This window comes from Arthrobacter sp. TWP1-1, assembly GCF_049897845.1.
In the GTDB taxonomy this organism is placed as follows: Bacteria; Actinomycetota; Actinomycetes; order Actinomycetales; family Micrococcaceae; genus Specibacter.
On sequence record NZ_JAFCXC010000003.1, the window covers coordinates 190,551 to 203,479 of the forward strand.

At 63.9% G+C, this 12,929-nt stretch carries 8 protein-coding genes; 6 read left to right on the plus strand and 2 right to left on the minus strand.

All coding sequences use genetic code 11. The features are described 5' to 3' along the window. The first annotated feature begins 125 nt into the window (after positions 1–125). Together ACP7B9_RS07335 and ACP7B9_RS07340 are read left to right on the plus strand one after the other, a co-directional pair. Entirely contained in the window at positions 126–2,051 is a 1,926-nt protein-coding gene (locus tag ACP7B9_RS07335; RefSeq protein ID WP_425862106.1) for an FAD/NAD(P)-binding protein, read from the plus strand. Then, the gene (locus ACP7B9_RS07340; protein WP_425862108.1) at positions 2,048–2,566 is read left to right on the plus strand and encodes a GNAT family N-acetyltransferase; all 519 of its coding nucleotides are present in this window, start codon (positions 2,048–2,050) and stop codon (positions 2,564–2,566) included. Before ACP7B9_RS07335 ends, ACP7B9_RS07340 begins: the two co-directional genes overlap by 4 nt. 4 nt (positions 2,567–2,570) lie before the next feature. Here ACP7B9_RS07340 and ACP7B9_RS07345 read toward each other — a convergent pair whose 3' ends face one another. Further along, a complete protein-coding gene (locus ACP7B9_RS07345; RefSeq protein ID WP_425862110.1) occupies positions 2,571–3,176 on the minus strand; it encodes a TetR/AcrR family transcriptional regulator in 606 nt (201 codons plus the stop codon). Between the two features lie 73 nt (positions 3,177–3,249). Here ACP7B9_RS07345 and ACP7B9_RS07350 point away from each other — a divergent pair, with 73 nt between their 5' ends. Continuing rightward, positions 3,250–4,266 (plus strand): zinc-dependent alcohol dehydrogenase, encoded by a 1,017-nt coding sequence (locus tag ACP7B9_RS07350; protein ID WP_425862112.1) that lies wholly within the window; start codon positions 3,250–3,252, stop codon positions 4,264–4,266. 17 nt (positions 4,267–4,283) lie between these two features. Here ACP7B9_RS07350 and smc read toward each other — a convergent pair whose 3' ends face one another. After that, complete coding sequence (gene smc / locus ACP7B9_RS07355; RefSeq protein ID WP_425862114.1) at positions 4,284–7,904, minus strand: chromosome segregation protein SMC; 3,621 nt, start codon at positions 7,902–7,904, stop codon at positions 4,284–4,286. Between the two features lie 262 nt (positions 7,905–8,166). Here smc and ACP7B9_RS07360 point away from each other — a divergent pair, with 262 nt between their 5' ends. The 3 genes from ACP7B9_RS07360 to ACP7B9_RS07370 are packed head-to-tail and all read left to right on the plus strand — an operon-like array spanning position 8,167 to position 12,883. Then, positions 8,167–9,192: a 3-oxoacyl-ACP synthase III gene (locus ACP7B9_RS07360; protein WP_044579339.1), complete on the plus strand. Its 1,026-nt coding sequence runs from the start codon at positions 8,167–8,169 to the stop codon at positions 9,190–9,192. Further along, entirely contained in the window at positions 9,186–11,885 is a 2,700-nt protein-coding gene (locus ACP7B9_RS07365) for an alpha/beta fold hydrolase (RefSeq protein ID WP_425862115.1), read from the plus strand. The genes ACP7B9_RS07360 and ACP7B9_RS07365 overlap by 7 nt, the downstream gene beginning before the upstream one ends. Then, positions 11,882–12,883, plus strand: a complete 1,002-nt coding sequence (locus ACP7B9_RS07370) for an NAD-dependent epimerase/dehydratase family protein (protein ID WP_425862117.1) — start codon at positions 11,882–11,884, stop codon at positions 12,881–12,883. Before ACP7B9_RS07365 ends, ACP7B9_RS07370 begins: the two co-directional genes overlap by 4 nt. The last annotated feature ends 46 nt before the right edge of the window (positions 12,884–12,929 follow it).

Genomic DNA, 12,929 nt, shown 5'->3' on the forward strand with positions numbered 1-12,929 from the left:
CGCCTTTTTTGGGCCCTTCACGGCGCCATAACATGAGGCATCTACCCATCCCACGGAGGTGCTCCGTAGGCCAGTCCACGAAGCCCAGGCCGGCTAGGCCAGCGAAGCCAGAAACAGGAGTCCCAATGCCTCGCCACGATACGACCCTCGCCTTCATTGGCGGGGGTCCGCGCACAGCCGGTGTGCTGGAGCGTCTCGGCGCCAATGCGCCGGAACTCCTTACGGATCCGTTGACCATCCATGTCGTGGAGCCGTTTCAAGCCGGTTCCGGACGGATCTGGCGCCTCGACCAAGACCCCGGACTCATGCTCAATTCCATGGCTGGGGATGTGACCATGTTTACCGACTCATCCGTGGTGTGCACGGGTCCCACCGCGGATGGGCCCGATCTGGCGCAATGGGCTTCCGCGATCACGGCTGGAACATTGGACGATGCGCCTGAACTGCCACACAACTTGGCGGTGCAGGCTGCGGCACTGACCCGTGAATCCTTCCCCACCCGCCAGCTCCACAGCGCCTATCTGGAGTGGTTCTTCCGGCGTGCCGTGGCCGCGCTTGCCCCGCACGCCACAGTCACGATCCATCGCGACACCGCAATCGAGCTTGTTGCCGCCGGCGAGGACGGCCACGTGGTCGCTCTCGCCGGCGGCACTCAGTTGCGGGCCGACGCCGTCGTGCTTGCCGTTGGTCACACGGATGCCCGGGTGCACGGCCGTTCAGCCGAATTCGCCACCTTCGCCGCCCGCCATGGTGGGTTCCATGCCGCGCCTTCCTACACCACAGATGTGGACTATTCCGCGCTGGCTCCGGGTCAGGACGTCATCGTCTCGGGCATGGGCTTGGCGTTCGTTGACCTGGTCGTCTTGCTCATGGAGGGGCGGGGCGGCCGGTTCACGGACAAGGACGACGGCGAACTTGCCTATGTGCCCTCCGGCCGGGAACCGAGGTTGTGGGCGGGCTCGCGCCGCGGAGTTCCGTACCATTCAAAAATTTCGACGCGTTTGCGCGGCGAGGCTCCCGGGCTGGCGCCGTTCTTCACGGCCGCAGCCGTTGAGCAGCTGCTGGCTGAACACCATGAACTCGATTTCCGAACTCATCTGTGGCCGCTCATCGCCAAGGACACGGCACATGCGTACTACCAAGAATTGTTCACCGGCAGCCCGGCTCGGGTGAGGACGAATTGGGCGGATTTCTCGGCCGCTTTTGGTGGGTTGGATTGGTACAGTCCCGCAAGAGCAGAACTCGTCGCCGCCGCCGTTCCGGATCGCTCTCTGTGGCTGGACTTTGAAGCGTTGGATCAGCCCTTGGCTGGGGTCGTTTTCACCGACAGTGCCTCGATTGCTGAGGCCGTGGCCTCACATATTGCCGAGGACCTTAAATTACGCGACGGCTCAGAAAACCCGGAAACCTTGGCCCTGTTCCTTGGACTACTGAGGGCCTATATGAATTTTGCTTCGATTGTTCCCGCGGAACGGTTGACGGCCGGATCGCATGCGGCGGTCCACGGTTGGTGGCATGGCTTCTTCAGCTACGTTGATTCGGGGCCACCGCCGCACAGATTGCGCCAGATTCTGGCCCTCCACCGGGCCGGGCTCCTGGAATTCTTGGGCCCCGATCTCACCGTGACAACTGAGGAAGCAAGCGGCTTGTTCGTTGCTGCGGCCGCGCGGGGCGTCTCTGGGGTCAAGGCTGCGGCGTTCATCGAAGCCCGGCTGCCTGCCCCTACCGTGGCCAACTCCGCCAATCCGGTGTTGGCTAGCCTTCATGCAAGTGGCGGCGGCTCCGAACAGCATTTGCTGACCGCCGACGGTACAGTGTCCACCGGAAGGTTGTTGGTGACAGAAACCCACCAGCTCGTGGGGTCGCGGGGCGAGCGGCACGAGACACTTTTCGCCGTCGGCCCTGGGACTTCAGCTTGGGCCTCCGGAGCATTTGCCCGCCCTCACAGCAACGCGGCCCCATTTAGGGACAACGATGCCCTGGCGCGGTTGGTTCTACACACCCTGGCAGAAAAAGCCGATCTCACGCTTATTGGAAGGACCCAGTCATGAGCACAACAGTAGACACCGAGGGCATCACCGTCTTATCTCTTCCGTTGGATGACCCTCGAGTCCGCCCGCTCCTGGATGAACTCGCCGTGGAATATGAGACGCGCTATGCAGATCTATTTGGCGCAGGCAACGCAGCCGCCGAGCTCAACAGATACCCGGCCGAGGAATTTGCCGCCCCCGACGGCGCCGTGCTCATCATTCAAGAAAATGGTGTCTCCGTTGCCGGTGGTGCCTTCCGTCGCTACTCCCCCGACACCGCCGAATTTAAACGCATCTGGACTCATTCGCAGCATCGCCGCCGTGGGCTTGCACGCCGTGTCATGACCGAACTGGAGGCCAAAGCTGTTGAACTCGGATACCGCCGCGTGTATCTGACCACCGGGCCTCGTCAGCCCGAAGCTAGGGGCCTGTACCTCAATACCGGCTATGAAGCCCATTTCGACGTTGACGCAGCGCCCGAGTCGCTCCCCTTTTTAGCGTTCAGCAAGGACCTGCCGCTCCCGTCACACGGCTGACAGTTCAGCCGCCGTCGTTCGCTAGAAAGGGCGCCGCTCCAGCGTCCAGGGCCCGCGACATGGCGGCGATGAGGCCCATCCGCAACTGCTCCGGCGGCACATCGAGTTCAGGCAGTGCGCCCAGTGCCATGATGCCGCCACCGGTGAACATCATGGCAATACGCCGCTCCACCGAAGGGTTTGGGCCCAGTAGCAACGTATCGATGCGGGCGATCTGCTCCGTGTAGGGCTTATGGGCATCCAGGGTTTGGGCCATGATTGGATCCCGCTTGATGATTGCCGCCGTGCCCCGTTCTGAAAGGGCAAGGTCAACCAACCCAGCGACCACGGCCGCTCGGGCCTGTTCCGCCGGCAGAGCCTGGGCAGTGTCGGCTATGGACGTCAAGACAGCGATGACGGGAGCAGCCACAGCCAGGACGATGTCTTCCTTGGAGGCGAACTGGTGAAAGACGGCAGCCTTGGTCACACCCATTTTTCCGGCAATCGCCTGCAACGACGTCCCGCTAACGCCGTATTCGGCAAACAGCTGTGCTGCAGCCTCAACAACCTTTGCCTTGCCCTGCCCCCGCGGACTGCGACGCCTGGGGGCAGCTTGTGTTGTTTCAGTCATCGTGTAAGATCCTTTAACTAGCCGAGCGACTACTTAAAATATACCCTATGGCTTGGCGCAAAAGGAGCAGTCCATGTCCACCATGAAGTCAGTTGTTGTGACCGGAGCCGAGCAGGTGAGCGTGTTGGACGTCGAGGCGCCCACGGTTGGGCCAACCGACGCCCTCGTGGCAGTAAAAGCCTGCGGCCTCTGCGGTTCGGATGCGTTCTACATCCACATCGGCGGCATTCCCCCTCGCCAGGGCTACACTCCCCTAGGCCACGAAATTGCCGGTGAAGTTCTCGAACTCGGCGCGAATGTCACCGGCTTGGCCATCGGGGACCACGTGGTCATCAATCCCATGGGCGCCCCCACCGGCATCATCGGTAATGGCGGTTCCACTGGCGGACTCGCCAACTTCCTCCTCGTGGAAAACGTCACGGTAGGCGAAAGCCTCGCCATCATGCCCAAGCACATCCCTTGGGAAGTGGCCGCTCTCAACGAGCCAATGGCGGTAGCGAGGCATGCTGTAAACCGCGCCAATCCGACGTCGGGCGAAAAAGCCGTTGTCTTTGGTGCCGGACCCATCGGCTTGGGCGCGGTGATCGACCTCTCGCTTCGAGGAGTGGACGTGGTGGTGGTGGACATTCAGCCCAAGCGCCTAGCTAAGGCTCTGGCCGTAGGCGCCAGCGCAGTCATCAACTCCGCGGAGGAGGATGTGGCGGCCCGGCTCCTTGAACTTCACGGCGACGCACCTCTGCGCCCCGGTGACTCACGGCCCGGAACAGACATCTATATTGACGCCGCCGGGGTGCCTGCCGTCATCGACACCGTTCAGAAGATCGCCAAGCACGGGGCGCGGCTGAGCATCCCGGCCGTGCACAAGAAGCCTGTCGAGGTCGACTTCGGCGCCTTGCTGTCAACGGAATTGACCATCTCTCTTTCGCGCGGCTATCCCACGGAAATTTTCGAGGTCACCACCGACATCATCGCGGCATGGGAACGCTATGCGCTGATCATCAGCGACACCCTTCCCTTTGATCGCGTGCAGGAAGCGCTCACCTTGGCCGCGACGCCTGGTGCTGCGGATAAGGTGGTTGTCACTTTTTAGCCCGTGCCGGGGGCGGGTTACGCGAGCGTTTCGGCGCGGTCCATCCGCTGGCTGATGACTGTGGAGACGCCGTCGCCCCTCATGGACACGCCGTAGAGGGCGTCGGCCACGTCCATGGTGCGCTTCTGGTGCGTGATGATGATGAGCTGGCTTGATTCGCGCAGCTCCTCAAAGATGGTGATGAGCCGGCCAAGGTTCGTGTCATCCAGCGCGGCTTCTACCTCATCCATGACGTAGAACGGCGAGGGCCGGGCCTTGAAGATCGCCACAAGCAGGGCCACGGCGGTCAGCGAGCGTTCGCCACCGGAAAGCAGGGACAGACGCTTGATCTTCTTGCCTGCGGGCCTGGCCTCTACCTCGATGCCTGTGGTCAGCATGTCGGTGGGGTCGGTCAGGATGAGCTTGCCTTCACCGCCAGGGAAGAGCCTGCCGAACACGCGCTCAAATTGCACGGCGGTGTCGGCATAGGCGGCAGTGAAGACTTCCTCCACGCGCTGGTCCACTTCCTTGATGATGTCCATCAGGTCCTTGCGGCTGGACTTCAAATCTTCCAGCTGCGAGGACAGGAATTGGTGGCGTTCTTCGAGCGCGGCAAATTCCTCCAACGCCAACGGGTTCACCTTGCCCAATGCGGCCAGATCGCGTTCGGCACGTTTGAGCCGCTTCTCCTGCTCCTCGCGGACAAAGGGCGTTCCCTCACGGATTTCCGAACCGGAATCATCCACCTCGACGCGCAACGCCGCCCACTTGTCGGTGACAACGCCAGGGCCTAGCGGCACGAGCGTCTCGGGGCCGTATTCACGAATGAGGTGGTCAACGCTCAGACCAAGTTCCTCGATCGACTTGTTCTCAAGCGTCTCAATCCGCAGGCGTTGGGCAGCCCGGGCCATCTCATCCTTGTGGACTGTGTCGGTGAGCCGTGCCAGTTCCTTCTCGGCCTCCACGGTTGCGGCCCGGACAGCCATGAGTTCGACCTCCCGGGTGGCCCGCTGTTCCTCGGCCTCATCCCGGGCATGTTCAGCCAACTCGATGGACACTTCCACGAACCCCAAAATGTGCTTGGTTGCCTGCGACACCGCCGCGGCCTTCTTCGCCTGGAACAACCTGCGGTTGGCCCGCTGAGCGGCCTGTTCCCGGGCCATCCGCTCAGTTGCCGCGGCACGCTCCAAGGCAGCCGCCCGGGTCCTTGCGGTATTCAGCGCCTCCTCCGTGCTGCGCAACGACAGCCGCGTTTCCATCTCCACGGTACGGGCCGCAGTTGCCGCGGCCGCCAAGGTGTCGCGCTCCTCCATGGAGGGCTCCACCTCCGCCGGAGCCTCCTGGGCCTTCGCCAACCGCGCGGCAATCTCTGTCAAGGCCTGCTGCTCCCGGGCAAGATTTTCCGTGGCCGCGTTCAACGTCTGAGCATGCCGTTCCGACTCCCCCGCCGCCGACCGCAAGGTCGCCCCCAGCGATCCCAGCCGTTCGGCAACTGCCGCCAAGCGCGCGTCGGACTCGTGAAGGGAAGCCAGCGCATCCGCCTCGGCCGCAGCCAGGTCCCCGCGCCGACCCTGCAATCCGGCCAAAGCAAACCGTGACTGCTCGCCACGCGCCGTGGCAGCCCGCAGCGCCGATTCGGTCTCATCAACGGCGGCCTGCAACTCCAACAACGACGGCGCCGTGGCGGATCCGCCCTTGACGTAAAACGTGGTGATGACATCGCCCTGGGCCGTCACGGCGGTCAGCCGCGAATCGTGTGCAAGGACTTGCCGCGCACCGTCCAGATCGGCAACCAGCACAACGCCCGCCAACAAGGCATCGAGTGCGTCCTCAAGTTCCGCCGGCCCCTTCACCTGTGAACGTCCCACGGCGGCACCCGCCACCGCGCCGGCCGCCACAACCGCCGCGGCCTGCTTGGCGACGGCGTCGCTGCCGGAGCTGGGAGTCGTGCCCGCCACCACCAGGGTGACGCGGCCGCCGTCGTTCTCCTTGACAAGTTCCAGCGCGCTGAGCGCGGCGGCCGCATCCGTCACGGCAACACCCTCGGCTGCGGCGTCCAGGGCTGCGGCGATGGCCGTTTCGTGGCTCGGGACCACCTGAATGAGCTGCGCCATGGAGGCCATTACACCGTCGGGACGGGCCTCGAGCAGATGGGCGCTGCCATCCTTGCGCAGCAGGCCAACGGCAAGAGCGTCGCGGCGGGCAGTGAGCGAATCGCGTTCACGTTCGGCGGCGAGCTGGTCCTCGGTCACGGCCTGAATCTTGGCGTCCAACTCGGCCAGCGCCTCGGCGGCAACCTCATAGTCGGCGTCAAGGCGCGCCTCACCGGCCTCCACACCGGCTACTTGGGATTCCAGCGCAGCAAACTCCTGGGCCGCGGCGCTATGGCGATCGGCTCCGGCGGCTTTGCCCTCGTGGAGGCGGCCGATTTCCGATTCGGCTGACTCCACGCGGGAACGGGCAGAGGCAACCTTCCCGGCCAAACGCGCCAGTCCCTCACGGCGATCGGCCGTTGCCCGCATCTGCTCACGGACCCGCTGTTCCTCGGCGCGGACGGCCGCTTCCGCATCTTCCTTAATCTCCATGGCCGTTTCCAGCCCGTAGCGCCGTTCCTCGAGGGCCAGATCCAGCTCGGCTTCCTCAACGCGCAGCCGGGCGGCCTGCTCGGCGAGCCGGTCCGGGTCGCGGCTGGGATCCGGGGTGGCGTCCGGTGCACCCAAATGGCGTTGGCGTTCGGCGGCCAGGACACCGAGCGCCTTGAACTGATCACGGGCGGCGCACAGCTGATACCAGTTGTCCCGCGCAGCATTAAGCACGGGCGTTGCGGCAGCCGCAGCTTGTTCCAACCCGGCCTGCTGCTCCCGGCCGGCCTGGAGCTGCTTTTCCACCAGCTCGCGTCGGTTCTTCAACGCCAATTCGGCGGCCTCGTCACGTTCGACGGCGGTGCTCAGGCTCACGATGTCATCGGCCAACAGGCGGGCCCGAGCGTCCCGGACGTCGAATTGCACGGACTGGGCGCGCCTGGCCACGGCGGCTTGCTTCCCCAAGGGGGTCAACTGGCGGCGGATCTCCGCCGTGAGGTCTGAAAGCCTGGCTAGGTTTGCACCCATGGCATCGAGCTTGCGCAGCGTCTTTTCTTTTCGACGCCGGTGCTTCAGAATGCCGGCAGCCTCCTCAATAAAGCCGCGGCGATCCTCCGGTGTTGCGTGCAGAATCTTGTCCAGCTGGCCCTGGCCCACTATGACATGCATCTCCCGGCCCAATCCGGAATCGGAGAGAAGCTCCTGAATATCCAGCAAGCGGCAGGAGGTGCCATTGATGGCGTACTCGGATCCGCCAGCCCTAAAGAGGGTGCGGGAAATGGTGACCTCGGCGTAGTCGATCGGCAGGGCGCCGTCGGCGTTGTCAATAGTGAGGGCAACATGGGCGCGGCCAAGGGGCGGACGGCCGGAGGTGCCGGCAAAGATGACGTCTTCCATTTTGCCGCCGCGCAGGGTCTTAGCGCCTTGTTCGCCCATGACCCAGGCGAGCGCATCAACCACGTTTGACTTGCCCGAACCGTTGGGGCCCACGACGGCCGTGACGCCCGGTTCAAAGTCAAAGGTGGTGGCCGAGGCGAATGACTTGAATCCGCGCACGGAAAGACTTTTTAGATGCAAACTGTTTTCTTCTCCTGCGCACGATGATTTCCCAGATGCCAATCTACCGTGAAATCGACCCAGTCACCCGGGCACCGGCCCATCCCGGGCGCGTGTATGCACCGCGGTGCATGTGCGTGATGACCCCTTAAAGGTGCATAGTTAAGGTTGGGTCTTGATCAGCGCGGGGGGCCAATCTAGGCTGGACCTGCGCAAATCCAGGCCAGGTCACTGGTTTTTCAGTGCCATCTGACACCGAACACCCCAAGATAAAGGCTGGCTCTTGATCGGCAACGCTACGTTTCGTCACCACAACACCGCCTTGCTTGCGGTCTCCAGCATTGAGGCACCGGTGGTGGTTAAATCCAGCGACTTTGACGCCCGGCTGGCCCCAAGCCTGAAGCGGTTGAAACTCTCCAAGCGTCTTTTGGAGCGTGTGGCTGGTGTGGAGGAACGCCGCTGGTGGGCCCCCGGAACCGACTTTGACGACGCCGCCATCGAGGCAGGCGCCAAGGCACTTGCCGAGGCCGGAATTGAAGCTGGCCAGGTTGGTTTGCTGATCAACACCTCCGTGACGCGCCGCAACCTTGAACCCTCCGTTGCCGTAAAGGTTCACAACGGTCTGGGATTGCCCTCCTCGGCCATGAACTTTGACGTGGCCAATGCCTGCCTCGGCTTTGTTAATGGCATGACGCTGGCCGCCAACATGATTGATTCGGGCCAGATCAAGTACGCGCTCATCGTGGCTGGCGAGGACGCCCAGGCTACGCAGGAAACCACGTTCCGCCGTTTGAACGCCGAGACGTCAACGCGCGAGGACTACCTGAAGGAATTTGCAACACTGACCCTTGGCTCCGGCGCTGCGGCTGCTGTGATCGGCCCGGCCGATCTGCACCCCGGCGGACACCGCATCTTGGGCGGCGTCTCCCGTGCCGGCACCCAGCACCACGAACTGTGCGTTGGTGGCCCGGACGGCATGTTCACGGACACCAAGGGTTTGCTGGACAACGGTCTTGAACTAGTCACCGACGCGTGGCATGAAGCCCACACCGACGGCTGGGATTGGCGCTCCATGGACCGCTACGTCACCCACCAGGTCTCCAACTCCTACACGAACGCCATCATCAAGGCCGTGAACCTTGTCAAGAACCGTGTACCCATCACCTTCCCCAAGTGGGGCAACGTTGGCCCGGCATCACTTCCCATGACGCTGGCCCAGGAATCCCAGAGCCTCAACCCCGGCGACCGTGTACTGTGCATGGGCGTCGGCTCGGGGTTGAACACCGCCATGATGGAAATTGCGTGGTAGCAGTGGTGTCGCCAGACATTGAAGTTCCCGCACCGTGGCCCGGCGTCCAGGCGGAATGGCAGCGGACCCTTTCGGTTCCCTCGACCTCCGCCGTTGATCCCGCAGGCACCAACCGCCAGTGGCATTACTTGGACAACGAGTCCGACGTCCTCGCGACGGGCCAAGAGCCGGTTGGCACGCTGCTCTGTGTACACGGCAACCCCACCTGGTCCTACCTGTGGCGCACCCTTTTGGCCGGCGCCACCTCCACCGCCACCCTCGCGGCGGGTGGCCCGTGGCGAGTGATTGCCGTTGACCAGCTGGACATGGGCTTCTCCGAGCGCACCGGCACTTTCCGCCGCTTGGCCGATCGCATCAACGACCTCTCCGACTTCACCGACGCGCTTGCCCTCACCGGCCCCGTGGTCAGCGTCGGGCACGACTGGGGCGGCCTCATCTCCCTCGGCTGGGCCACCCGCCACCGCGAACAGCTCGCGGCCGTGGTCCTGACCAACACGGCAGTGCACCCGGCAGGTTTCGCCCTGCCCCCTGCCCTGAAACTGGCACTGCACCCCGCCGTTCACAAGTGGGGTACGACGACGTCGTCCGCCTTCTTGCGCATCACGCACGGTTTGGGCCAGCCCTCCTTGGCAGACGACGTCCGTGACGCGTTCATGGCGCCCTACAAGTCCGTTACTCGCCGGGCTGGCGTTGGCAATTTTGTGGCGGATATTCCGTTCACGGCCGACCACCCCTCGCGACCCACCCTGGATGCAGTTTCCGAGGACATCCGCACCCTTGGCGTGCCCGCATTCATGATGTGGGGCCCCAAGGACCCCGTGTTCTCGGACCGCTATTTGCGCGATTTGTTGACTCGTCTCCCCCAGGCCGATGTGCACCGCTTCGAAGGTGCCAGCCATCTGGTCCAAGAAGACCGTGACATCGCCACCCCGACGTTTGCGTGGTTGGCGCAGAACGTGCTTGGTTCCGAGTTCTCGAGCCCCATTGACGAGGTCTCGACAGGCTCGACCACGGGCGTCGCCGCGACCACCGACGACACATCGATGCTCAGCGAGCTTGATTCCCGCCGCGAGGACACCTCGACGGCTATCGTGGACATGCTGCCCGCTGGCCAGGGAACACGCGAACTCTCATGGGCGCAGTTGGCCCGCGATGTCGACGACCTTGCCACCGGACTCCGCGAACTCGGCGTCAAGGCTGGCGACCGGGTGAGCCTTCTGGTTCCGCCAGGCATCAACCTGACAACCTTGATCTACGCCTGCCTGCGTCTCGGTGCCATCATTGTGGTGGCCGATGCTGGTCTCGGTACAGCCGGCATGAGCCGCGCCATCAAGGGTGCTGGCCCCGATTACTTGATCGGAATCGAACGGGCATTGGCCGGTGCGCGGATCTACAACTGGCCCGGTATTCGGATCGCCGCCGACGATTTCACACCGTCCTCAGCAAGGGCCAAGAAGGCACTTCTTGATGTTGCGGCCACGATTCCACAGCTCATGGCCAACGGTCGAGTGGCACGCATTGCCGGCCATGTCGCGGCCTTCGTCGCGCCCGCCCCGGACACTGATGCAGCCGTCTTGTTCACCTCAGGGTCCACGGGGCCGGCCAAGGGCGTTGTCTACACGAACCGCCGCCTGGCCGCCATGCGGGACACCCTGAAGGCGAGCTACCATCTGGAAGCGGGGACAGCTCTTGTCGCAGGCTTCGCACCGTTCGCCTTGTTGGGCCCGGCCTTGGGCGCCACCACCGTCACCCCCGACATGGATGTCACGGCGCCCCGGACACTGACGGCTAGGGCTCTCGCCGATGCGGCGGCTGCAATCAGCGCAACTGTTGTTTTTGCCTCCCCGGCGGCGCTGGTCAACGTTGTTGCGACCGCGGCGGAACTTTCGGCTGCACAGCAAAAGGCGCTGGCCGACGTCGGACTTGTCTTGTCCGCGGGCGCGCCACTGGCTCTGCCGCTGCTTGAGCGGGTTCAGCAGCTGGCCCCCAACGCTGCCCTGCACACCCCGTATGGCATGACCGAAGCCTTGCCCGTGACGGACATTGACCTGCCGGGCATTCGTGACGCGGGCGTGGGCAATGGCGTCTGCGTTGGCACGCCCGTCAGCGGCGCCACGGTGGCCATTGCGCCCGTCGAACCCGATGGTGTTGTGGTGCCCGAGCCGAGCACGGCCGCTGGTATCACGGGTGAGATTTTGATTCGCGCTCCGCATGTCAAAGATCGCTACGACCGTTTGTGGATCACACAACAACGCAGCGTTTCGATTCCAGGATGGCACCGCAGCGGCGATGTTGGGCATCTGGACGCCGAGGGACGCTTGTGGGTTGAGGGTCGGATGGAACACATCCTGACCACGTCCGACGGCGTCAAGACGCCGGTTGCTGCTGAGCAGGCCGTGGAACTCGTCTCCTCCGTGTCTCGTGCCGCCATTGTTGGTGTTGGCCCGGCCGGTACACAGGCGGCGGTGGCCATTGTTGAGACGTTGCCCGCCGTGAAGCGTTCGGGCCTGGCTCCCATGGCGCTTGCCGCTGATGTGCGCGCGGCAGCACGTTCCCTGGGTTTGCAGCTCTCCTCTGTATTGGTCATTGACGCCATGCCCACTGATGTTAGGCACAACTCGAAGATCGACCGCGCCAAGCTCTCCCAATGGGCTGGGCTCATGTTGGCAGGCAAGAAGGCCGGCAAGCCATGAGCTCCACGGTCTTGGTAACAGGCACCAGCGGGCTTTTAGGCAGAGCCGTTGCACAACTGCTCCATGACCGCGGCTTCAAGGTGCGGACTCTGCAGCGCCGGGCCGTGGATTCTCCGTGGGACTCCATTCAGGGTTCCGTGGTGGATCCGGATGTGGCAGCCCGTGCCGTGGCCGGTGTGGACGCCGTAGTGCATTTGGCTGCAAAAGTTTCCTTCACCGGCGAGTGGAGCGAATTTGTCTCCACCAATATTGTGGGCACGCGTCAGCTTATTTCCGCCGCGCAGCATGAGGGTGTGCGGGACTTTGTGTTTGTCTCGTCACCGTCCGTAGCTCACTTTGGTTCCTCCATTGTTGGCGCTTCCGCGGGATCTGCGAATCCTGCGCTGGCCCGCGGTCACTACGCACGGTCCAAGGCAGCTGCCGAGGAGATCGCGCTGGCCGCGGACTCCCCCGAATTCCGAGTCACGGCCATCCGTCCGCACATTGTGTGGGGCCCCGGCGATACGCAGCTGGTCGAGCGTGTGGTGGAGCGTGCCCGAGCTGGCCGGCTGCCACTGCTCGACGGCGGCCGGGCACTCATCGACACCACCTATGTAGACAACGCCGCCGAGGCCATTGTGCGAGGGCTCGAACGCATGGATTACGCTCACGGCCAGGCCCTCGTGGTCACGAATGGCGAGCCGCGACCTGTGGGCGAACTGATTGCCGGAATTTGTGCCGCCGCCGGCGTGAAGGCGCCGGGCTATTCGGTGCCGGGGTGGCTGGCGCGAGGCGCCGGATCCGTCATTGAGAAGGCGTGGACGGCTGCCGGTTCGCGCGGCTGGGTCCACGACGAACCACCCATGACCCGTTTCCTGGCCGAGCAGCTCTCCACGGCCCATTGGTTTGATCAGCGCCACACGCAGGCCGTCCTCGACTGGACACCCGCAGTGTCCTTGGACGAAGGTCTCTCCCTGCTGGCCAAGCATTACCAGGAGCATCCAACGCCCGGTAGGTAGTTAGTGGCAAATTCGCCGTTCTAACTACCTACCAAGCGGCTAACAC

Bases quoted from the DNA above. Each gene is read 5' to 3' on its own strand.
- ACP7B9_RS07335 (WP_425862106.1), top strand. From the start codon at position 126: ATGCCTCGCCACGATACGACCCTCGCCTTCATTGGCGGGGGTCCGCGC.
- ACP7B9_RS07340 (WP_425862108.1), top strand. From the start codon at position 2,048: ATGAGCACAACAGTAGACACCGAGGGCATCACCGTCTTATCTCTTCCG.
- ACP7B9_RS07345 (WP_425862110.1), bottom strand. From the start codon at position 3,176: ATGACTGAAACAACACAAGCTGCCCCCAGGCGTCGCAGTCCGCGGGGG.
- ACP7B9_RS07350 (WP_425862112.1), top strand. From the start codon at position 3,250: ATGTCCACCATGAAGTCAGTTGTTGTGACCGGAGCCGAGCAGGTGAGC.
- ACP7B9_RS07370 (WP_425862117.1), top strand. From the start codon at position 11,882: ATGAGCTCCACGGTCTTGGTAACAGGCACCAGCGGGCTTTTAGGCAGA.